General features: G+C 37.3%; 17 protein-coding genes. 4 read left to right on the top strand and 13 right to left on the bottom strand.

Annotated elements, in window-relative coordinates; genetic code table 11:
- Positions 1 to 369: 369 nt before the first annotated feature.
- The 9 genes from BXU11_RS01255 to BXU11_RS01300 form a co-directional block, all read right to left on the bottom strand.
- The gene (locus tag BXU11_RS01255; protein ID WP_078210719.1) at positions 370 to 1,026 is read right to left on the bottom strand and encodes an aspartate kinase; all 657 of its coding nucleotides are present in this window, start codon (positions 1,024 to 1,026) and stop codon (positions 370 to 372) included.
- Positions 1,027 to 1,146: 120 nt separating this feature from the next.
- Positions 1,147 to 1,506 carry a YraN family protein gene (locus BXU11_RS01260; protein ID WP_078210720.1) on the bottom strand — a complete coding sequence of 120 codons (360 nt, stop codon included), beginning with the start codon at positions 1,504 to 1,506 and terminating at the stop codon, positions 1,147 to 1,149.
- Between the two features lie 471 nt (positions 1,507 to 1,977).
- Positions 1,978 to 2,874, bottom strand: coding sequence for an LD-carboxypeptidase (locus BXU11_RS01265; RefSeq protein ID WP_078212007.1), 897 nt, complete (start codon positions 2,872 to 2,874; stop codon positions 1,978 to 1,980).
- A gap of 343 nt (positions 2,875 to 3,217) precedes the next feature.
- Complete coding sequence (locus tag BXU11_RS01270) at positions 3,218 to 3,511, bottom strand: type II toxin-antitoxin system RelE/ParE family toxin (protein WP_078210721.1); 294 nt, start codon at positions 3,509 to 3,511, stop codon at positions 3,218 to 3,220.
- A complete protein-coding gene (locus tag BXU11_RS01275) occupies positions 3,508 to 3,756 on the bottom strand; it encodes a hypothetical protein (protein ID WP_024982476.1) in 249 nt (82 codons plus the stop codon). The genes BXU11_RS01270 and BXU11_RS01275 overlap by 4 nt, the downstream gene beginning before the upstream one ends.
- Before the next feature lie 129 nt (positions 3,757 to 3,885).
- Positions 3,886 to 7,254: a transcription-repair coupling factor gene (mfd, locus tag BXU11_RS01280; RefSeq protein WP_078210722.1), complete on the bottom strand. Its 3,369-nt coding sequence runs from the start codon at positions 7,252 to 7,254 to the stop codon at positions 3,886 to 3,888.
- Positions 7,247 to 7,855, bottom strand: coding sequence for a hypothetical protein (locus BXU11_RS01285; protein WP_078210723.1), 609 nt, complete (start codon positions 7,853 to 7,855; stop codon positions 7,247 to 7,249). The genes mfd and BXU11_RS01285 overlap by 8 nt, the downstream gene beginning before the upstream one ends.
- 449 nt (positions 7,856 to 8,304) lie before the next feature.
- A complete protein-coding gene (locus BXU11_RS01295; protein ID WP_078210725.1) occupies positions 8,305 to 10,422 on the bottom strand; it encodes a glycoside hydrolase family 97 protein in 2,118 nt (705 codons plus the stop codon).
- 280 nt (positions 10,423 to 10,702) lie between these two features.
- On the bottom strand, positions 10,703 to 12,367 hold the full coding sequence (locus BXU11_RS01300) for a DUF6377 domain-containing protein (RefSeq protein WP_078210726.1): 1,665 nt from the start codon (positions 12,365 to 12,367) through the stop codon (positions 10,703 to 10,705).
- Positions 12,368 to 12,654: 287 nt separating this feature from the next.
- Between BXU11_RS01300 and BXU11_RS01305 the strand changes: the two genes are divergently transcribed.
- Together BXU11_RS01305 and BXU11_RS01310 are read left to right on the top strand one after the other, a co-directional pair.
- Positions 12,655 to 13,593, top strand: a complete 939-nt coding sequence (locus BXU11_RS01305) for an L-threonine 3-dehydrogenase (protein ID WP_078210727.1) — start codon at positions 12,655 to 12,657, stop codon at positions 13,591 to 13,593.
- A 542-nt stretch (positions 13,594 to 14,135) separates the two neighbouring features.
- Positions 14,136 to 15,365 (top strand): IS4 family transposase, encoded by a 1,230-nt coding sequence (locus tag BXU11_RS01310; RefSeq protein WP_078210728.1) that lies wholly within the window; start codon positions 14,136 to 14,138, stop codon positions 15,363 to 15,365.
- Positions 15,366 to 15,717: 352 nt separating this feature from the next.
- Here BXU11_RS01310 and BXU11_RS01315 read toward each other — a convergent pair whose 3' ends face one another.
- Positions 15,718 to 16,248 (bottom strand): hypothetical protein, encoded by a 531-nt coding sequence (locus tag BXU11_RS01315; protein ID WP_078210729.1) that lies wholly within the window; start codon positions 16,246 to 16,248, stop codon positions 15,718 to 15,720.
- A 338-nt stretch (positions 16,249 to 16,586) separates the two neighbouring features.
- On the opposite strand from BXU11_RS01315, the gene BXU11_RS01320 reads away from it, so the two are divergent.
- Positions 16,587 to 17,303 (top strand): hypothetical protein, encoded by a 717-nt coding sequence (locus tag BXU11_RS01320; protein ID WP_078210730.1) that lies wholly within the window; start codon positions 16,587 to 16,589, stop codon positions 17,301 to 17,303.
- A gap of 557 nt (positions 17,304 to 17,860) precedes the next feature.
- Here BXU11_RS01320 and BXU11_RS01330 read toward each other — a convergent pair.
- Positions 17,861 to 18,748, bottom strand: coding sequence for a winged helix-turn-helix domain-containing protein (locus BXU11_RS01330; RefSeq protein WP_078210732.1), 888 nt, complete (start codon positions 18,746 to 18,748; stop codon positions 17,861 to 17,863).
- A gap of 111 nt (positions 18,749 to 18,859) precedes the next feature.
- Here BXU11_RS01330 and BXU11_RS01335 point away from each other — a divergent pair, with 111 nt between their 5' ends.
- Positions 18,860 to 19,408, top strand: a complete 549-nt coding sequence (locus BXU11_RS01335; protein ID WP_078210733.1) for a hypothetical protein — start codon at positions 18,860 to 18,862, stop codon at positions 19,406 to 19,408.
- Positions 19,409 to 20,379: 971 nt separating this feature from the next.
- On the opposite strand, the gene BXU11_RS01340 is transcribed toward BXU11_RS01335, so the two are convergent.
- Both BXU11_RS01340 and BXU11_RS01345 read right to left on the bottom strand, forming a co-directional pair.
- A complete protein-coding gene (locus tag BXU11_RS01340; protein ID WP_078210734.1) occupies positions 20,380 to 22,254 on the bottom strand; it encodes a M1 family metallopeptidase in 1,875 nt (624 codons plus the stop codon).
- Positions 22,255 to 22,456: 202 nt separating this feature from the next.
- Positions 22,457 to 24,064 carry a S8 family peptidase gene (locus tag BXU11_RS01345; protein ID WP_078210735.1) on the bottom strand — a complete coding sequence of 536 codons (1,608 nt, stop codon included), beginning with the start codon at positions 24,062 to 24,064 and terminating at the stop codon, positions 22,457 to 22,459.
- Between the last annotated feature and the right edge of the window lies 1 nt (position 24,065).

Genomic DNA, 24,065 nt, shown 5'->3' on the forward strand with positions numbered 1-24,065 from the left:
CCCCGGGAGGAGCCTACCGTCTGGACACATTTTCTGATAGGCCACGGATTGAACGGATTTAAACTAATAAATTTGTTGTGGTGAAAAAAAATGTGTTGAAAAAACATAAGTTTTGTAAATAATATTTTTAATATACAACCAAAAATCAGCGATAATCTGCCCAATCTGCGTGCCATTTTAACATAAAAATATTTCTGTCCAGACGGTAGCCTCCCATCGGGGCCTAAAGACCAACATTTGGCCTATTTATCGGCAACTCAAACTTCATGTTTATCGCCTTAAAGTAGCAGAATTTTTCCATAAAAAAAGCTTCGTAAGACCTGAACGGTTTTAAGAAGCTTTGTTACATAACTATTTTAGGGCGTATGCCTAATTCTTCAAGTCTTTAATCACTTTAAAAGCAACATCTACCTCATCTTCGCTCACCAAAATAGTAAACTCATTAGAAGTTGAAATCACCTCGTTGATAATGACTCCTTCCCAGGCCAAACGCTGAAATATAAAGTAATAAATTCCAGGAACAACAATGTTTTCTTTGGGTAATTTAACCGTGATCGAAGCCAAATTTTCTAATTTCTGAATCAGTTTTTCGTTAGCAAAATGCTTGTCTACCAAATGATTCACGCTATTACTCACTACAATATTCGTTTCATTTACTCCACGAGAAGAGGTGTAAAAAATATCCGAAAACGTATTGATATCCGTAATTAAATCCGCTTGTTTGTTCAAAACCGTATCCGATGCCGCAAAAGTATAATCCGTCAGCTCTGAACGCACCGTGATTTCACCAATATTGCGAATCACTTTATTGATTTTGTGATTCAATTTAAAATCCAATTCCTCCGTTAATCGTTTCAAGGCCATCACCACAGCGCCTTGTTTTACTTCTTTACCAAAATCACTTTCCAGCTCGGTCATAATATTCCGAGACAAAGACGTCAAATTGATAATGCCCATCGAAAGTGCATTCAATAAAAAAGGTTTGGTTTTGATGTAATTTTCAACAATAGATGAAACGGTTTTCATAACAAAGTCATTTTTTAAATGGATAAAAAGAAAAATATTTAACTGACAAAATGTGTTAAAATATTTTGCAAATATAAATAAAAAACAAAATGTTACAAATGTAACAAAGGATTTTTTCCATTAAAAATGATAAAAAGCATCGGTAAGGTGTTCAATTGCAAAGGATTCCTTTTCTTTTTGGATCGCAATAATGTCAAATCTCACATTTACATCGATTTCGTTGAGGGTCACATAAGCATCAACAGCTTTTACTAATAATTGGATTTTTTTTGGTTTTACAAAGTCCTGAGGCAATCCAAACTCGATAGAAGACCTTGTTTTGACCTCAACAACGGCCAAAACATCTTCTTTTTGAGCCAAAATATCAATCTCCGCCTTCTGAAAAATCCAATTCGTTGCTAAAATCGTGTACCCTTCTTTTTTCAGAAAATCAACCGCTAGCTCCTCGCCTAGTTTTCCTAATTCGTTATGTGCTGCCATAATTTAAATCAAAATCCTTATGAAATTTTAAACATATGAGTCATTTCAGTTTTTTAAAAACCATAAAAGGCATTGTAGGTCATTTAAGATTTGAATAGGAATGTGCATTATCCCATTCATTATAATGCAAACCCAAATCAGACTTTAGCCAAAATACAGCATAATTTGGGCTAAAGCCTTTCTAAATTCAAATTAAAAAACATCCCGCTAAAGCAGGATGCAATTGATGATTATGAAAACTATTACTCTCACTATTTCAATCTATGGAATCTGTTTTTAAACAATCATAAGAAAACACATATTTAAGAACTCAGATTATTGTGAATTAATCGAATAAAAGAAAACCATCTTTCTTAGTGAGCCTTGTGCCTACCTTTGTGACCTTCGTGGTTAAAACCCAACTTATATGCCCTTCAATTATGGTTCAATAAAAAATAGAAACTTATATGACTTCTATGTTTAAACCAAAAACTATTCAAAAACCACAGTAGAGCCTGTAGCGGTAACTTCAAGTGTAATGGTGTTTCCCAAAATCAACGCGCGATTGTCCTTAATATGCCCCGCTGGGAAATTATACACCACGGGAATGTTATAGGATTTGGTTACATCTTCAATAATTTCAAGCGCATTTTTGCCCCAAGGAATATCGTTATCTTTCATTTTGGTCATACCGCCTACGATAATTCCTTTGATGCTTTCCAAACAACCATTGCGTTTCAAATTCATCATCATACGGTCGATGTGGTACAAATACTCATCCAAATCTTCGATAAAAAGAATTTTATCCGAACAATCAATTGCAGAAGGCGAACCAAACAAACTATACAAAATCGATAAATTCCCACCTACCAATTCTCCTTTGGCTTTGCCCAAACGATTCATTGGAGTAGGTTCAATAGTGTAGGCTAAAGGTTGTCCAAACAAGGCTTTGTACAAAGTAGCAATCGATTCTGGAGCGGTTCTAGGAATACTCACAGGCATAGTTCCGTGAATGGTTTTGTAGCCCAACGTATTCAAATGATTGTGTAAAACCGTAACATCACTAAATCCTACTATCCATTTAGGGTGCTTTTTGAAAGTTGAAAAATCCAATAAATCAATCATTCTCACCGTTCCGTAACCGCCGCGAGCGCACCAAATAGCTTTAATGTTAGGATTATCCATTTGCTTTTGAAAATCGGCAGCACGTTGCGCATCTGTCCCCGCCAATTGATTTTGGTCTAAACCAATGGTGCTTCCAATCACCACTTCGAGCCCCCAACTGTGCAATAAATCGATAGTTGGTTGTAAATTATCCTCAATGTTTTTTCGAGCGGTAGCCACAATGGCAATAGTATCTCCTTTTTGAAGCGTAGGTGGTGTAATCATCTTTTTTTGAGCTTGAGCATTAGTAAAAGTACATACATAAAACAAGAGCGCCAAAACTGCACGCACAGGAGTCAAGAAACAGAACGGTTTCTTATGTATCTGAGCATCGCAATTGAAATGGGGTGAGATTGGCATTCGAACGGATTATAAAAACAAAGATATACATTTCTAAAAAAAGGCCATACCATCATATTATAATCGAAGAAAAATAAGAGCAAAATGAGTCAACTAGATTAAAGATCTCGATTGCTCCCTCCCAACAATTCCATCAACTCCAAATAGCTACGGGTGGTTTTGGCATTATCGAAAGTGTGTATAAAAATTAATTTAAATGAGTTTGAATTTAATAGTTATCCAACTTCTTGGGGTTTTGTCTTCCGTCAAAAACATCCAAAATAATAACACGATCAGCTGTTCTTTCATATAGTATCTTGTAACTCCAAATACTAATGTGACGAAATTTTTGCTTGTTGATTATTGGATCAATAGCGTATTCAAAATTATCGTTTTTTAAAGTTTCTGCTAGATCAATGATTTTATCCACTACCATTACGGCATTTTGAGGGCTATCTTTGAGAATATAATAGTAAATAGAAGCCAGTGAATTGGATGCTTCTTCGGACCAAAGCAAAATCATTTTTTAATAGAAAAAATACGCTTTCTGACTTCCTCTGTAGTAACGGTTTTTGCTCCATTAGCAATAGACTCGCTAATAGATTCAATGTGATTTATATATTGATTTTTGGTTAACGGTTTACCATCAATCGTATGAGCAACAATATAATTCCCATTTAAAACCCTATCAATTTCATCCAAAAGGCTATCATCTTGAATGCTTTGTAGTTTTTGGATAATCTTGGTTTTATGTTGCTCTAAATTCATTATTAAATTTTTAGTGAAGTAAAGTTATTAAAAAATGAAATAGCCTTTAGCTAAAACTCCATTAATTTTGAATAAAGCCCATTCCTATTCATTTTTGTCTAAAAAATTGAAATCGGTTTTTAAAAATTATTACTCCCCTCCCAACAATTCCATCAATTCCAAACATCTACGGGTGGTTTTGGCATTATCGAAAGTAAGTAACAAACGAAGGCCTGCTGGGGTTTGCTTTTCTTTCATTTTGCATAGATTAGGATGCTTTTGTACAAAATCCAAGACTTTATTGAAGCGATTCGATTGGTAAAAATCCGATTGTTGGTCGGAAACAAAATACCCAATCATTTTGCCTTGTTTTAGTACTAGTTTTTCGATGCCTACGCGGGTGGCAATCCACTTAATGCGAATGCTATTCATTAAGGCATTGGCTCTTGCTGGCAAAGGACCAAATCGGTCAATCAACTTATTAATGAAAACCGTGAGTTCTTCTTCATTTTTGACTTCTCCTAGTGCGTTGTACAGCAGCAATCGCTCCGAAACGGTATTGATGTATTCATCTGGGAATAACAACTCAAAATCGGTGTCGAGTTGCAGGTCTTTGACGTATTGTTTGGTTTCGATGTTGTTCTCTTCTGGATACAACTCTTTGAATTCATTCTCCTTGAGTTCCTCAATGGCTTCGTTCATAATTTTTTGATAGGTATCAAAGCCAATCTCATTGATGAAACCACTTTGTTCGCCTCCCAACAAATCTCCTGCGCCACGAATCTCTAAATCCTTCATCGCAATATTGAAACCACTACCCAATTCGCTAAATTGTTCCAAAGCTTGAATGCGTTTTCGGGCTTCTTCGGTCATCGCAGAATACGGCGGACAAATGAAATAACAAAATGCTTTTTTATTGCTTCGTCCCACACGTCCGCGCATTTGGTGCAAATCTGAAAGTCCAAAATTATTGGCATTATTAATGAAAATGGTGTTCGCATTAGGCACATCCAATCCACTTTCGATGATGGTGGTGGCTACCAAAACATCGAATTCACCGTTCATAAACGCCAACATTAATTCTTCGAGTTTTTTGCCATCCATTTGCCCGTGACCAATGCCTACCCGTGCGTTGGGCACCAAACGCTGAATCATACCAGCGATTTCTTTAATATTTTCAATACGGTTATTGATGAAATACACTTGACCATTGCGCTGAATTTCATACGAAATAGCATCTCGAATGGTTTCTTCATTAAAACCCACCACGTGCGTTTCTATCGGATAACGATTGGGCGGTGGCGTAGTAATTACCGATAAATCTCTGGCCGCCATCAACGAAAACTGCAAGGTTCTTGGAATAGGCGTTGCTGTAAGGGTAAGCGTATCTACATTAGCGGCAATGGTTTTGAGTTTGTCTTTTACATTTACCCCAAACTTTTGCTCCTCGTCTACTATCAATAAACCTAAATCTTTGAAGACCACATTTTTGTTAACCAATTGATGTGTCCCAATCAAAATATCTAACTTTCCTTCGGCGAGTTGCTTTAGAGTTTCTGCTTTTTGCTTGGCGGTTCTAAAACGGTTCAAATAACCCACAGTCACGGGCATATCTTTCAATCGCTCGCTAAACGTTCGGAAATGTTGGTAGGCCAAAATTGTGGTCGGCACCAAAACCGCGACTTGTTTGCTATTGTCCACGGCTTTGAAAGCAGCACGAATTGCCACTTCGGTTTTACCAAAACCTACATCCCCACAAACCAATCGGTCCATTGGGCGTTCGCTTTCCATATCGGCTTTGACATCCTGAGTCGATTTTACTTGGTCGGGCGTGTCTTCGTAAATAAATGAACTTTCCAACTCGTTTTGCAAATAACTATCGGGCGCAAATTGAAAGCCTTTTTCCAAACGACGTTTGGCGTACAACTGAATCAAATTGAACGCAATATGTTTGACTCTGGCTTTGGTTTTTTGCTTTAAAACTTTCCAAGCATTCGAGCCTAATTTGTAAATTTTGGGTGGCGTTCCGTCTTTGCCATTGTATTTCGAAATTTTGTGCAGCGAATGAATGCTCACATACACAATGTCATTATCAGCATACACCAACTTAATGGCTTCTTGGGTTTTGCCTTCGACTTGTATTTTTTGCAAGCCTCCGAATTTCCCAATTCCGTGGTCAATATGCGTCACATAATCGCCAACAGAGAGTGAGGTCAGTTCTTTGAGCGTTAAATTTTGCTTTTTCGAATAGCCGTTTTTGATGCTGAATTTGTGATAGCGTTCAAAAATCTGGTGGTCGGTGTAACAAGCGATTTGGTTTTCTTCATCGATAAAACCTTGATACATCGGCAACACGATGGTGTGGTATTGCTTTCGAATATTTTCGGCATTGGCTTCGTCTAAACTTTCAAAAATATCGTGAAAGCGTTTGACTTGTCCGTCATTGGAACAAAACAAATAATTTTTGTAGCCGTTAAAATGGTTTTCGTTCAGATTATTCAATAACAAATCGAATTGTTTGTTGAACGACGGCTGTGGCTGAATATGAAATGGAAAGTCGTTTGCGATTTTAAACACAGCTTTGCTCCCCCATTCGACCACCGAAAAATCCAAAGCGCGCTTGATGAAACTGGCTTGGTTCAAGAACAATTGCTCGGGAGTGGAGCGTTTGATTTCTTGGGATAATTTCGAGAAAGCTTCTTCGGCTTTGCCAAATTGTTTGTCTAAATCGACCAATAACAACTCGGTATTTTGAATAAAAATTACCGTTTGTGGCGAAATATAGTCTAGAAAAGATTCTCGATTTTCTTGAAAAAAAGAGTTTTCTACATTGGGAATAATCGTGATTTTTTTCTTGGTCTCAATCGATAATTGGGTGGCAACATCAAAGGTTCGAATACTTTCAACTTCGTTGCCAAAAAACTCGATGCGGTACGGATTATCATTCGAAAATGAAAATACGTCTACGATTCCTCCACGCACGGAAAACTCTCCGGGTTCGGTAATAAAATCAACTCTTTTGAACTCGTATTCAAACAATACCTCGTTGATAAAATCGATAGAAATCTTATCATTGACCGCAACTTTCAAGGTGTTTTTGTCCAATTCCTTTCGGGTAACCACTTTTTCAAAAAGGGCTTCGGGATAGGTGACAATCACGGCAGGTTTTTTACGCGAATTAATGCGGTTCAATACCTCAGCACGCAACAACACATTGGCGTTGTCGGTTTCTTCTATTTGATAGGGTCTTCGGAAAGAGGCGGGATAAAACAACACGTCTTTTTCGCCTACCAATTGCTCCATATCGTTCAAGTAATAGGCAGCTTCCTCTTTGTTATTGAACACCAACAAAAAAGGCAATTCGGTTTGGGTAAACAAAGAACGCGTCACAAATGAAAAAGCAGAACCCAACAAACCTGTCAAATGCAATTTGGTTGCTGGATGTGTCGTCAAACTCGCACTAATTTGAAGGGTTTTGGGCGATTTTTCGTAGGTAGTATATAAAATAGGCTTACTCAATGCGTGATGTATTTGAAGGTAAAGTAACCGTTGATGGGATGGCTCTGGCGGTATCTTTGATCATTTGCAACATTTCGGTTTCACCAAATTCAATCGGAATCTTCATTTTCATATCCACTTTGTCCATTTCACGTTGCAACGCAATGAGTTCTAAGTTGATTTCGGTGATTTGGCGCACCACTTTTTGCGCAGGTATTTGTGACAAATGCAAATACATATCCAACAAACTCACATTGGTGAGTAGAATGGAAATCCTACTTTTGATAGAAGGCGTATTGTATTGATCCGGAATATTGTCTTTCATCTCCGTTACCTTTTTGGTCAGCGCTTTCGATTTTTTTTGAAAAGCACTAATCGAACTTTGAGGTTTTTGCGATAATTCGTCCATAAACGTGCGCCACTGACTCCAAAACGAAAGACTATTTTGCGCTACATCATTAACAGGAGCACTTTGAAAATCCCACCCTTTGTTGATTGTTTTAAAAATAACTTCTTTTCGTTGGGCTTCTTTTTTTTGAGCTTCCAGTCGGAGTTTGTTGTCATCGTTACAAGAAGACAAAGAAATTAGGGCTATAAAAAGGAACCAGATGGGTTGTTTCATTTGAAAAATAAATTAAAGGCTCAAAGTTACAAAGTAAATTTTAGTTATCAGTTTTCAGCTTTAGGTTTTCAGCCACGAATGCACCAAAACTTATTAAATCAGAATTGGCAATGCCTGATGAATTCGTTTCCTATTTACACACCCAATTATCCCAAAAAAATTCGTGAATTCGTGCCAAAAAAATTAGCTGCAAAAAAGAACCGTAGGTTCGACCATATTGTAGGGATGGATTTTAATCCGTCCTATTTTGAAAACATTTAAAAAGAAGCCACGAATGCACCAATTCTAATTGAATCAGAACGTATGAATTCGTTTCCTATTTACACACCAATTATCCCAAAAAAATTCGTGAATTCGTGGCCAAAAAAAAGCCCGATCCAAGATCGAGCTCTTTCAAAACCAAAACAAATTAATCTAAACTATTTAAAATTGGGTGCTAGCCCTGTGTTTTACTTTTTAACTTCCACAATGCTCACCGCATATCCGCCACCTGGAGCAGAGAATTGCGACAATTGCGATTTGCTATTCACCTTGACTTTTCGAATAGTGTACGCTTGTGGATTGGTTTTATAATGCGCGTCTTTGGCATCGGCATAAATGGTCGCTTCGTACGTTTTGCCTTTATCTAGAAAGTCTAATTTTATTTTCGAAGTTCTTGGCGTTTCACCGTTTACATTTCCGACAAACCAATTGTTTGTTCCTTTGGCTTTTCTAGCCACGGTAATATAATCTCCTGGCTCGGCTTCGAGGTATTTACTCTCGTCCCAATCCATCGCAACGTCTTTTATGAATTGAAAAGCGTCAAGGAATTTGTTGTAATGTTCTGGGAAATCGGCCGCCATTTGTAAAGGGCTATAAAGAGTAACATACAACGCCAACTGATTGGCCAAAGTGCTGTTGACATGAGATTTGTTATTCGGACTAAACGAACTGATGTTCATTTCGAAAATACCCGGCGTATAATCCATTGGACCACCCAACAAGCGCATAAAAGGCAAGAGCGTCACGTGATTCGGTTTGGAACCACCAAAAGATTGGTATTCCGTCCCTCTAGCCGATTCGTTGGCGATCAAATTAGGATACGTTCTACAAATTCCAGTAGGACGCACCGCTTCGTGGGCGTTGACCATAATTTGGTATTCGGCCGCTTTTTCTACGGCGTATTGATAATGATTGTTGCTAAATTGGCTGTAATGATTAGATCCTAACGGCAAAATATTCCCAACATAACCACTTTTTACTGCATCATACCCGTTATCTTTCATAAATTGATATGCTTTGTCCATATGGCGCTCATAATTACGGACAGATCCCGAAGTTTCGTGATGCATGATCATTTTTACCCCTTTGGCCTTTGCATAGTCACGAATCCCTTTGACATCAAAATCTGGATAAGGAGTAACAAAATCAAATACATAATCTTTAGAATGCCCAAACCAATCTTCCCAACCTTCGTTCCAACCTTCGACCAAAACGCCATCAAATCCGTGTAGCGCAGCAAAATCAATATATTTTTTCACATTTTCGGTAGTGGCACCGTGTCGACCATTGGGTTTTACTTTCGTGTAATCCGTTACTCCAAGTTGTACCGAAGGCAATTCATCGGTATATGACCAAGAGCTTTTATCGGTAATCATTTCCCACCAAACCCCAACATATTTCATGGGTTTGATCCAAGAGGTATCTTCAATTTTACAAGGATCGTTTAAATTCAATGTCATTTTAGAAGCCAGTATTGTACGGGCATCATCGCTGACCATAATGGTTCTCCAAGGAGAATTGTGTGGCGCTTGCATCAAGCCTTTGTCGCCAATTTGGTCAGGAGTCAACCACGATTCGAAAATCATGTTTTTGTCATCCAAATTCAAATGCATACAAGAATAATTGATCAATGCCGCTTCGTGCAAATTGAGATACAATCCTTCTTTGGTTTTCATCAACAACGAAGTTTGTACTCCCGTTGGAGAAAAGGTGGTTTGCGATAAATTGGCCGTTTTGGCTTTTTCGCTAAATCCTCTAATTTCGGATAATTTTGAAGTAGTATAATCGTATTCTTGCGTATCATAATCTCCCGGAATCCAAAAAGCAGTGTGATCGCCGGTCATGGCAAACTGCGTTTTTTCTTCTTTGATTACAAAATACGATAAGTTTTTTTGCAATGGGAATTCATAGCGAAACCCTAATCCTTCATTAAATAATCGGAAACGAACCACCATTTGTCGTTCGGTTTCTTTTTGATTTAAAGTAACTGCTAATTCATTGTACTGATTACGAATGGAAGCCACTTCGCCCCAAACCGGTTTCCAACTTTCATCAAAAGTAGCGGTTTTAGTATCAGTAAGTACAAAATCATTTCGTAAGGATTTTTTATCATTTTTTAATTCAAATCCTAATTTACTGGGTTTGATCACTACTTTGCCTTTGTAACTTAAGGTGTAACTTGGTGTGCCATCCGAAAGCAATGAAAATGTCATGAGCAATTGTTTATCGGGCGACTGTAATTTCTGGGCTTGTACCGAAGTCATTCCGATCCAAAATAGGAAAGCGGAGAATAAGAAGTGTTTCATTTTTTTAATTTAAAAAGGATTAAACATAAGTAAAGTGCGATTCCAAAAAGAAAAACAAGCGTTACACTTGATCTATAAATAACCGAAATCGATATAATCAATAGCTTTTAAAATTCCCTTTCGGCATAAAAAACTACACCTACAAAATTAGCCGCTTTATCACAGTGAAAACGATAGCGTAAAAAAAAAGTAGATTGAAATTTTTGTAACTATTTATATTTTAGTTATTTACAAAAACAAAGTAGGTAAAAAAAGTGGGCGGATTATGAATAAAAAGTGGTTACTTTTCCTGAGAAGTTCCAATTAACAGCACTTGATTTTCAAATTCTTCTCTTGGACCTCGTGCTTTGTTTTTTAATTGCGAGCGGTAATTGTAAATGGTAGACACTGAATATCTCAAGAACACTGCAATTTTAGCACTGTCTTTTATTCCTAAACGAATCAAAGCAAAAATGCGTAATTCGGTGTTGAGTAATTCGCCTTTTTTCAAATGAATCGCATCTTGATCAGACAATAAATTAGAAAATTCTTCTTTAAATGTTGGAAACAATTCCAAGAAGGTTTGGTCAAATTGAGTGTAAAACTCCTTTAATTCTTTTTCAACAGCCGCATTCGATTTGACCAATTTGAGCAACTCATTTACTTTACCTGCTGTGGCCATTACTTTGAGTTTTTGGCTGAATTCCTCAAGTTTACCAATATAATCCGAGCATTGGTCCATATAACGACCAATGTAAATTTCCTTTAACAAACTGGCCTCGGCCAGGGTGGCATTGGTAGCATTCAAGCGTTGGTTGATTTCTTTTAAGTCCTGATTCAAATTAGAAAGTTGTTCATTGGCCAAAGTAAGAGCTTTTTGAGCCGCAGCTACTTTTCGCATTTGTTTGAAAAGCAAAACCAAAGCAGCTAGCAGAATTATCGACAAAACACTTACCGCTATCAAAAAAATGGTCAATTGTGTACGATTGGTTTCATTTTTATGATCGTAAGCTTGATTAATGATGGGCAGCATTTTGGATATTTCATAGGTACGCAGTTTGGCATTACAAAACAACGCATCTTCCAAAGAGCGCTTGATGTACGTGTACGCCCTATCAATATCGCCTTCTTCATACAAGATAAAAGCTATTTTTCGTAACGAAATATTTTCTTTTTTGGCCAATTGCAAATCAGAAATAGCCGAAAGAATCAACCATTTTTTTTGTTGTTCCTTGTCCTTTTTTAACCGATAACCCTCAGCAATCAAATACGCTAAAACCGCTTGATCTGGATCTTGGGCAGAAGTAGTGCTATAAAAAGAACGTAGCGAAGCAATCGCTTGATCGTATTGCTTTTTTTCAAATAAAACATCGGTATTGGCAATACAAAATTCTCGGCTTTTCGGCTGAAAATACAACATAGAAGCATCTCGGTAGCGTTGAGTCAATGCCTTATACTTTTGTTTTTCTATAGTCGAAGCTGCGTATTCCGTTAAGTAACCATAAACAATGCGGTACGTTCCATAATAATAACCCTTCAAGTTGGGGGTTTGATTTACGGGTATTGAGGCCAACAAATCCATCGATTCTTTGTACATGCCTGAAGTACCTAATATCATGGCCACATTGAGTTGAGCCCCATTTACTCTTTCTAAATCGTTTAAAAATCTTGCTACTTGCCCACTTTTCCGAGCATAAGTTAGCGCCGAGTCCAATTGATAAGTGGCGTATTCTGAATAAAGTTGTCCGTAAATAGCATACCGTTGCTCGTTGGAAGTACTATAACGCAATACTTCTTTGAGATGCAGTAAGTGCGTTTCCTTTTTTTTAGTAGTCACCGAATAGTTCTCAACGGTTCGATCTAATTTTTGCAATAAAGAAGCCATATCATCCTGTCCCAAAAAGTAATTGGGGTACAATACAGCCAAAAAAAGAAAAACCAATGGTAAAAAAACGCTTCTATTCATTAGGTAAAAATAGGGATAATTTCATTTTCCTTTCTCTAAATTAACCCTATTTAAGATTTTGATGGCTTTACTACCTGCCAAAAGCTCCTCAAAGGGACGGATTAGTACTTCAATTTTTTGTTTTCTAAACTTCGACAGTATAAATTCTATTATTTTTTACTCACTTTCTAATTTTTTAAAGATTAAACAACATACAATTACATTTTTTTATTAAATTTATTGTCATTTTTGCGAAATCGATATTTTTAAGATAAATTCTTATCTTTGTTCTCCTAAAACGGCAACTTATGAATCCAAAAATATTAATCATTGGCGCGTGTGGTCAAATCGGAACGGAACTGACCCAAAAATTGAGAAAAATTTACGGTACCGAGAACGTCATCGCCTCCGATATTCGAAAACTGAATGTAGATGTGGTCAACTCGGGTCCTTTTGAAGTCATCAATGCGCTCGATTTTAACCAAATCGAACATTTGGTCGAAGTACACCAAATCACCGATGTCTATTTGATGGCCGCTTTGCTCTCGGCTACTGCCGAAAAAAACCCAGCTTTTGCTTGGGATTTGAATATGAATTCCTTGTTTCACGTCCTGAATTTGGCCAAAGCCGGAAAAATCAAAAAAATATTCTGGCCTTCGAGTATTGCGGTTTTTGGACCCACTACTCCCAAAGAAAATACCCCACAATACACCATTATGGAGCCTTCGACCGTGTATGGCATTAGCAAACAATCGGGCGAAAGATGGTGTGAATACTACCACAACCTTTTTGGTGTAGACGTGCGCAGCATCCGTTATCCGGGCTTGATTAGCTGGTCCTCACCTCCGGGCGGCGGCACTACGGATTATGCGGTAGACATTTACCACAAAGCCCTCGAAAACCAATCGTACGAATGTTTCTTGTCGGCTGAAACCAAAATGCCAATGATGTATATGGACGACGCCATTGCCGCTACCATCCAAATTATGCAGGCACCAGCGGAGCAAATCAAAATTCGTTCCTCGTACAACTTGGCCGCGATGAGTTTTACACCCTCCGAAATCGCTGCCGAAATCCAAAAGCACATTCCTGATTTCACCATCAGCTATGCACCCGATTTCCGTCAAAAAATTGCCGATAGTTGGCCTGCCAGCATCGACGACAGCCGTGCACGTGAAGATTGGGGTTGGAACCACCATTTTGCCCTCGACAATATGACGGTAGATATGCTTGAACATTTGAAATAAAATAACAACTGGCTAATGTTGTTAAACATATAAGTCATTGAAGTTTTTCATATAATTAGAAGCCGATAGTAGCCCATAGAAGTTGTATTCGTGCATTCTTGGCTGTTATTTAAACATAAGGCACATAAGGACATTTAAGTTATCCCTTTTCTTAACTTAAATTCTTTATGTGCCTTAGTTTTTTTTTGGACAATTCATCAAGAGCACACGAACAGATTTTACCACACTTCCCCTCCCGTGATACGCTATATCTTTGCTGCCGAACCCCGTCAGCAAAGGATGCCGCTCCTCCCGGGGCTAGAAGAGACGAATTGTTTTCAAAACACCTAGTATAAATAAAACTTTCCTCCTGCAAGGTTTACAAAACCTTGTAGGTGTTACAGTTCCTAGATTATAAACAGTAAGAAAACAGGTTGCTTTATATTTTGAAGAATATTTGAAAAACCATAAAGCAAAATAAAACTTCATAGCTATCCGAAAGTCTAAAATAAAAAATGCCTGAGAATCCCGTATTTTTGATTTTGCGAAACAAATAATACTTTATGGGACTCTTCAGGCGAAACAAAAATATCAAAAAACCAGTTATTCGACAAATTATTGACCTTGTTCCTCGATGGATGCTTGAATCTTGTGCTAAAAAACACAGTTCCGACAAAGGCTGTATTAAATACAAGACTTACGACCAATTTGTTGCATTAACTTACGGACAGCTTAATAAATGCTACACTTTAAATGATATTTCCACTGGAATTGGGGTCAGTGAGACTTTTATTGGGGATTTAGGACTGATTCAAAGTCCAGCACGATCCACGATGAGTGATGGCAATAAAAAACGTGATTGGAAAGTGTTTGAATCCCTATATTACAGGCTTTTGAAACATTATGGAAGAGTTTTAAAAAGTGAATCTCAACGTAGTATTATCAAAGAAATTAAAGAACAAAACATAAAATTGATAGACAATACCACAATCAGTTTGTGCTTGAATATGTTTGACTGGGCAAAGTTTCGGACAGCAAAAGGTGGCTTAAAAATACACACCTGCTGGGATGATAATTTACAAATCCCGAATTTGGTAAATATAACCGAAGCTAAAACACACGATCGGTATGGTATAGGCCAGTTAGTTTTCTCAAAAGGAACCATCGTTGTGGAAGACAGGGCTTATTTTGATTTCGCATTGATGCTGCATCGAATTCAAGCAGAAAATGTTTTTGTAACTAGGATTAAGACAAATACTTTGTACGAATCCATCCAAGAGTTGGATTTGCCAGATGAAGAAGACCAAGACATTATCAAGGACGAAATAGTTGTTTTAAACAGTAGTAAAGCCATAGAGACAGGTATTAACCAAGAAAGACTAAGATTAGTCCATGTGTATAAGCAAGACGAAAATAAGATTATCGAAATAATAACCAATAATTTAGAATGGTCAGCAAGAACAATAGCCGATTTGTATAAAAAGAGATGGGATATCGAATTGTTTTTCAAGGCGATGAAACAAAATCTACAGATAAAAACATTCTTGGGTACAAGTGAAAATGCGGTTAAATCGCAAATTTATATCGCTTTGATTTGTTATTTGTTGCTTGAATTGATAAACAGAACCATATCAAAAAAGACAAAGTCATTCTCAAATCTGGTTGAAAAAATCAGAATCTGTTTAGTGTATTATTTAAGTTTAGATTATATCTGCAATCAGGTTGGAGATGGAGCCAAAAAAATAAGATCAGAACCAGAATTAAAATTCAGTTCTGACTTATTTTCAGCATAATAAAAAAGTAAACGCCTATTTATAATGGGTAACAAGGTATTTTATGCTCATTCATTAAAACTTTCGGATAGCTATGATAAAACTTCACTTATCCACCCGATTATTAGGTGTATACACGAAAGTTTATTTCGTATATATACTAATTACCAGCAATGTTGAAAAAAATCGAGGCTTTAAAAGGAATGTAAAGTAATTATTTAGTATTTTTATATTTCAATTAAAATTAATTTTATGCACTACGATAAAGAAGATAATAGTAACACATCTCAAGATTCGGGAAATAGTGGAAGACAAACTCCAGAAAGAGATACATCAACTTACCAGGAAAGATCAGAAAACCAAAGTGGTATACTTAAGAAATAAAATATATTGTCGAATAAATTAATACTAAAATTAGTGATGCTAATATCAGATTTATTGATGTTTTAAGATCTTTTATTCGGCTATTTTGGTTTTTTAATCTTTTGCCTATACAATTTTGTAATGAAACAATTCTGTTTGAAAGAAAAAGTTCAAGTTCATCTTTAGATTTGTCAAAAATATCTGTTTGCAAAATTTCGCTAGGAATTGTGCCTTTTAAACCTTCTGCTTTGGGATAAAGTATTCGTGAAAGAAAGAATAATGCAATAAGAAAAAACAAAAGAAAAATTAAGCTAATTTGGTTAAGTAATGAATATTCATCATAATTTTCACTCTTGCTCACTAAGAAGCCAATAATAGAAACACAAACGGCAAATAAAATTTGGAAATAATTATTCGCTTTACTGATTGTAGTATTTTCTGAAATAGTTATTTCATCCATTAAAAGTTCAGCTTCTCCTTTGACTAATAAAAGTGCTTCTTTATCTATACGATTTAAGATCTGTTTATTTTCTTTTTCCATGTTTTAAAGATAGAAAAATATTTAAAAAAAACACTGCCGGTAACACACGTGGCTGTTGCACAACTAAAAAAAAAACTAAATCTAACTTTTAATCATTTTTTTTAAACAAATTAACCATTGAAAATCAACATATTATATTTTAAATAATTTAATAAATCAGAATTTTAAGAGGGAATTTTAGTTGTGCAACAAGAACACACGTCTTGCACCATTTGCGAATTTAGTGGAATTACCGTTTTTTATCGTATTTTCGTTTAGCCGAAAATACTCGTCTTCGTAAGTCGCAAACAGCGCAAGGCGCAAGAACGTTGTGCGACAGTTAACCAAAAATCGTGAAAATGGACGAGAATTCATATTTGAGAAAACCACCAATAAATCTAAATGCAAAACAAGTAATCGCAATAAATGCGTTGTCTTTTAGTGTAGATATTTGTGAAATAGCTTTTGAAGAATTAATTAGAGATTTAGTAAGTTTTAGTAATAATCCCAAAAGTGAGAAACTCATTTTTCCAAAAATATTCTCAAACGTTTGGACAATTATAAATAACTCGTGTTTATTCAGAAATATATTAGAAAAACATTTCGGAGTTTTAAAAACAGATATTAGTATGCTTGAGTTTAATAAAGCGAAAAGAATTCGTAATACAAATCAACATATCGAAGATAGAATTAATGAAATTCTGACATTAGAAACGTTACCGATTTATGGTTCGCTATCTTGGTACAGAAACATAGAAAACTCAAATAATGTTGAACAATTTTTTCTGTTTTCAGGTGTTTTTGATGATATTAAAAAAGCTGGAGGAGAAATGATTACTCCTAATAAAGATAAATCTAATAGAATTATTGACGAATTAATTTTCAGCAGTGTTACAAAACTTAACGAAAACAATTATCCAACATTAACAATTTCATTATACAAAATAATGGAAGATATTACTTTTTGGGTTGAATATTTAGAATTAGAAATTTCTAAAAATATGAATGGAAATGAAAACATAGAAAGACACAAAACAAATTTATATGCTAAATTGAAAAGTCATTGGACAGAATAACCGATCGCACAACAGGCTGTTTGGCAAGATTGCGAATTTTGTAGTAAATACACGTTTATTTCTCGCAAGAAATTTTATCTTTGATAGAAAATAATCGGTTGCGAACCTTGCAACCTCGCCAATCACCGGAACGTCAGGCTGTGAAAAAACCTCTTTTTCTACCCTCACTAATGCGAGCGTCTCAATCGTACCCAATATCATCAAAAGCTTATAATGTTCAACGCTCTTGTGACAAATTTGAAATATTTATCATCGTTAGCACGAGCCAGAGGCATCGCGCTAGCTGTTGAACTTAATGCTGCTAGTGGTTCGAAGTTTCTAACATTTACAATCTCAAGGAAAAGCAATGTTTTATGAAAACAAAAAGTCCTCGCCTAGCCCCGATGGCAGTGGAAATCCTTTGTTGCCGGGGTTCGGCAATAAAGATTGTAACGAACAGCGGGACAACTCGTGTGGTAAGCAAAGAAGTACTGCTCCTAAAAAAACACACACGAATTACACGAATTGGCACAAATACATTCCTTCGAATTCCCATTTGGCAGCCGTGTTAGTTTTCCTTAGGCGGTTACTTCCAGCTTGTATCCTTTGCCGCGTACCACTAGGATGTTGCTCTTTGGGTCAAGTTCTAGTTTTTTTCTGAGTTTTGAGATGAACATATCCAGACTACGGCCGACTATAACGCCTTCGTCTTCCCAAATTTCTTTTTGTAAGCGGCTTCGGGCTATGGTTTCGTTGGGAGCTGAAGCAAAGATGCGCAACAGACGTGTTTCGGTTGCGGTGAGAACTTCGGTTGTTTCATTGATTTGCAGTTGACGTTGCTGCGTATCAAACACCACCGAACCAAAAGTAAATAGTTTGGCATCCTCTGTTTTAGCTACCGTTTTTTTCGGCTTAGTTGGCTTCAAAAAAACAAAACCAAGCAAGGCAAAAAATGACAAACCACCCAAAAGATAAGCATAGTTTGTTGCGATGCCATTGGGTTTAAAGGTAATGTTCATGGTATAACAAGCCACCGGTTGCTTTCTTCCTAGACAGGCTACAATATCGTCTTTTTTATTTTTGGAAATGGCGTATCCATAAGCGACAGTCGAGTTGGCGCAATTAAGCACGCTAACTACATAATCGTTGGCGAGCGGGTCTTTGGCTAACCAACGCTGCGTCGTTTTCACCAGAGCATCGGGCTGAAAGCTAAACGCATTCTCAAAAGTGATTTGATACTCGTTTTCGGAAATCTTTTTTATAGGAAGCACTCTTGAAGTACTGTCGCCAGACTGCAGGAGTATGTCGTGTCCGATGCGACGCAATAACACTTCTCGTTTAGAACTAGCATAGTTGTCATTATCCCCGAAGCTAAACCCAACACTGATTACAACAATGAATAAGAGTCCCATCCATCCGAAGAGGTAGTTGCGTTTTCTGGAATGGAGATATTGTGTAAATTGCATAGTGTCAAGTTTATATTTACAAAGTTTACATTTTTATTTACAATCCCAATTGCTTCAGCCTTAAAATATTCAAATACATTCGCAGTATCAATTTTAAAAAACAGCAACGTTATGAAAAAAACCATCTATTTGTTGACCTTAGCCCTGACTTTACTAAGCGGAGTAGTCTTGGCTAATTGTGAAATGAAAAATGAAAACAATTCCCCCAAGAAACCAAGCTCAATTGCTGACAAAAAAGCCAATGAAAAAGCAAGAAAAAAATGGGAAGCTTCTCCTGATGGAAAACGGTATATGGCTTGGAAAGTTTCTCCATTGGGAAAAAAAGTACAGGCTAGTTATGAAAAAATAAAGCCTTCTTTAAAAGCTTTCAACAAAATGGAAGCTGTAGTTATTTGTATTAATTATCAGCGTCCAAGTACAAATAATTCGGGACCAAAATGGCTTATTGTGGAAATTAATGGCGAACGATATATGATGCAATTCATTCCTAAAGAATTCGAGCAATTAAAAGACCTAAAAGTTAACGACAAAATAACAATCAAAAGCCGCAGCGCCGGACTTTCTGATAATCATCCCTATTTGATTTTATCGAGCGACTATATCGAACACGACAATAAGGTACTTTTTGAACGTGATTTGAGCAAAAATAATGGTTGTTAAGGACTAGATCGCGTGGTTTTAGTTATCTTCTCAAAGCATTCCTGTTTGAACGCTTTAAATTCACAAGCAATATGGTACTTGAAAAATACAACCCTATCTGAATTAACCATTCCGAAGCGATAAAAAGAGCGATTGAACAAGTTCTGGGAGAAAACCAATATGAGATAGCACATATTGGTGACAGAGGAACAACCATCGATATAGAATTTTTAACGGGAGTTGGAACCTGTCATGGATTCGGGGTTGCAAAAGACAATAAGAGAAATGTCTACAAAGTTATATTTTAATAAAAAGTTGAAATCCGGTCTTAGAAAAATAGAAAATGGTGAAGTGTGTTGCGTAAACCTTTTTGACTTCCGCTAGACTAGTGCGAGCGTCACGCTCCTCCCCCCACAATCCATACAAGACAAAATTAAACCTTCTTACGATGGGTTAGCACGAGCCAATGGCATCGCGCTAGCCATTGAAATTAATGCTTCCAGTGCACGAAGTTGGTAGCATTTACAATCTGACTTAACAGCCATATTGCCAATTCGATATTGCTGTTTTTATTATGAAAACAAAACGTTCTAGCTAAAATCCTAATAGTTTGCAACTTCACACCTGACAGATTTTAAAAACCTGTCAGGTGTGAAGTTGAAGTATTTATAATCTAACGAAACAGCAATAGTATCAAAATGATATTGCTGTTTTTGTTATGAAAACAAAAAGCTCTCGCCTAGCCCCGATTGTAGTGGAAATCCTTATGACCCGTGGTTCGGGGCATAAGATTATAACGGAAAGCGGGACAACTCGTGTGGTACGCAAAGAAGTGCTGCTCCTAAAAAAATAAACACAAATGACACGAATGGGCACGAATTCGTAGTCAAATGGTAGTTCTTTCTTCAACCCTGTCAGAGTTTTGAACTCTGACAGGGTTAAATAAAAAAAGTCTAGCTTTCACTAGACTTTTTTAAGGTATTTCGAAAAAATTATTTAACTTCCAAAATGTTGTTGGCGGGTTTTACATCGGCTAGTAAACCACTAGGGTCGATGGTGATTTTTTTGATGGCTGATTTGGGTTTGCCAATCGTCAACTCATAGGTGGGATACGCCCAAGCCCAATCCTTGGCCACCGTTCTTTTGATGGCTGGCGTTGGATTTTCTTTTTCAAAACTCATCATTCGCAACGGAATGTAGAAGCTTTCGGTAGTGCCATCGGTGTATTCTACATACAAATCGATAGGCATTGGCATACGCCCGATACGTTCTAAAGTCACCACGGTTTTGTCGGCAGCGTCTTTGGCGTCTTTTATGGCGTAATCAATCGTATTGGTGGTTTGGGTCCAATCGGTCAAATACCAGTCCAAATTGGCGCCAGAAATGCGTTCTGCGCTTCTTTTGATGTCATTTGGCGTTGGATGTTTGAATTGAAAGTCTTGGTAGTACTTTTTCAAGGTTTTCAAAAGGTTGTCTTTTCCAATCAAATAACCCAATTGCGTTAAGAAAACTTCGCCTTTGCTGTAAGAGGTGATGCTGTACCAACGGTTTTTGTCAAATCTATCGGCGTGTGTGCTTTGCGGTTGCTCTTCGCCAGAATTGGCCATAGATAAATAACTTTTGTAAGCATTGATAAAAGGATTTTCAACGGGTTTGTCAGAAATGGCATTCAGACCAAAATCTTCTAAAAACGAAGTGAATCCTTCGTCCATCCATCCGTGTTTGGATTCGTTGGAAGCCAAAACGTGTTGGAACCAAGAATGCGCCATTTCGTGACCGGTAACTCCCAATAAACCTTCGAAAGTGCCTTCGCCTAAAATCAAGGTACACATGGCGTATTCCATTCCACCGTCGCCACCCTGAATTACAGAATACTGCTTGTAAGGATAGTTACCAACGGTTTCATTGTAGACTTTCATCAACTCGACTGTTTTGGGTTGCAAGGCTTTCCAATTGGCAATAATCTTTGGATTGTTTTTGTAAATGAAATGCAAATCGACGTTGTTGGGTCCTTTGACCACATCGTGTAAAAAATTTTTATCGGCTGCCCAAGCAAAATCATGCACTTCAGGAGCGTAGAAATGCCAAGTACGTTTCCTTTGTTTTTTATTCACAGGAACGGTAACTCCTTTATCTTGATACCCTAATCCAATTTGATTTTTGTTTTGTAAATAGCCTGAACCTCCCAAAACATAGTCTTTATCGATTGTGATTTTTACATCAAAATTTCCCCAAACGCCGTGAAATTCGCGGGCGATATACGGATCGGCATGCCAACCTTCAAAATCGAATTCGGCCATTTTTGGGTACCATTGCGTCATGGATAATTCAACACCTTCTTTGTTATTGCGTCCTAAACGACGCACTTGTACTGGTACTTGTCCTTCAAAATCTAAGGTGAAAATAGTTGAGGCTCCAGGTAAAATCGGTTTGGCCAAAGTAACTTCAAGTATCGTTCCTACTTCTTTGGCCGTTGCTGGTTTACCATCTTGCTTAAAATTGGCGATATGCAAATAACCTATTTCGTTCGGCTTTAAATCTTTGATGCGGCTTTGCTTGGTTTCTACCCCATTTACCGTGGCTTTGTGCACCATTCTTCCATCTGGATCTTTGATGGATTGAATTCGAGCATCCATTTCGCTTCCGGGTTGAAAGGCATTGGCAAATAAATGATAATAAACTCTGGTGAGGGTTTCGGGTGAATTATTGGTATACACCAACTCTTGTTTTCCTTTGTATTGATAGGTTTTGACATCCATCGACACCTCCATTTTGTAATCGACATGCTGTTGCCAATAACTAGTGTTTTGCGCTGAAAGCCATCCAAAGGAAGCCATCAGAAAGGATACTACAATAATTTTCTTCATGCTTGTTGTTTTATATTACTATTGAAAAGGAATGCTTACTTCTATTCATTACGGCATTTTGCGTTAGGGATTGGAGTGAAAATCCTTTTTGAGGCTTTTTCGGCCTCAAAAAGATTGTAACGTAAAGCCCGACCCTTGTGGTAACGCCCAAACCATTTGATTTTAAAAAATGCTGTTTAGTATAGCATTAAGCAAAAAGGAATTATCCTTGAATTTTCTTTTTATTTTTTGATCCTGTGGTCATTTGTTGCGCCATTTGGAACGCATTATAAGCATTGACCATTTTAGCAGAACGCGCTACTTCGGTTGCTTTTTTCTGTTCCTTTTTTTCGCCAACTACGACATTTTCTGGCAATGGTGTTCCAGAATTCATCAGGATTTGTTTTACTTGCTTGGCGGATAATTTTGGGAAATAAGAACGAATCATCGCTGCAACTCCAGCTACATTTGGCGACGCCATAGAGGTGCCTTGCAAATATTTGTATTTGTTATTCGGAATGGTAGCATAAATTTCATCGCCTGGAGCAAAAACATCCACGTTGAAAGCCCCATAGTTGGAAAAACTAGTGATCACTTCGGGGCCGTAGTTATAATTGATTGCGCCCACGGTGATTACGTTTGCAGCAAATTCTGTTTTATAATCATCGGAATCATTAGGGAAATTGCTGTTTTCGGGTAAATCGATGTTCAATCCATCATTGCCCGCTGCATGTACAAAAAGAACGTCTTTTTTCTCGGCATATTTAATAGCATCGTACACCCATTGTTTTTGAGGAGAAAAACTTTTTCCAAAACTTCCGTTGATGACTTTCGCGCCATTGTCTGCCGCATAGCGAATAGCCAAAGCAATGTCTTTGTCGTATTCATCGCCATCAGGAACGGCACGAAGGGTCATAATTTCAACATTGTTGGCCACGCCATCTCCACCTAAACCGTTGTTTCGTGACTGTGCAACAATCCCCGCAACGTGAGTTCCGTGTAAGGCCTCTTCTTTTTCGGGTCCAGCAACAGTATTGTTTCCGTATTTGGTGTTTTTGATATCATTCACATTATCGCCTACTACTTTTCGACCGTCTAATTCGAGATTTAAATTGTAATTCAACTGGTCGTAAACGTACTTGCGGTACTCCTCCAATTGTCCTGCAAAATCGGCACCAGCGGCATTGGTCAAAATTTGTGTCATTACCGTTTTCGCATTTAATAATTCTGGATCAACCGTTGTTATGGCTTTCACTTCGTCAAGCGTATATGCTTTTTTTTGTAAATGCTTTTGCACCACTTGGTCAACATTCATGATAAAATCTACTTGCTGTTTGCCTTGCATGGCCTCGGCATATTTTTTATCATACGCGGTTTTGGCTTTTTTGTAAACCAAAGAGCCATCGTCGCCTTTTTTCACGATACGGGTCATTTCGAGGGTTTCATGTAAATCGTTACCCAAGAAATTCCAACCATGTACATCGTCGATAAAACCATTTTTATCGTCGTCAATACCGTTGCCAGCAATTTCTTTTTTATTGGTCCAAAGTACTGATTTCAGATCCTCGTGTTCGATATCTACTCCTGAATCAATAATGGCGACCACGACTTTTGATCCTTTTTTGTCTTTGATTAACTCGGCATACATTTTGTCGACACTCATTCCAGGAATACTGTCGGTGGCCAAGTCTAAGTGCGACCAGCGCTGCAATTGTTGCTCGGTTAACGTTCCTTTTTTACCAGAAAAAGTCTGCTGAGTTTGTGCTGTACCCGATAAACAAAAAGCCAAAGCCACTGCTAAAGCCCATTGGGTGTATTGTGTTTTTTTCATG

Origin of the sequence: Flavobacterium sp. LM5 (genome assembly GCF_002017945.1) — a bacterium.
In the GTDB taxonomy this organism is placed as follows: Bacteria; Bacteroidota; Bacteroidia; order Flavobacteriales; family Flavobacteriaceae; genus Flavobacterium; species Flavobacterium succinicans.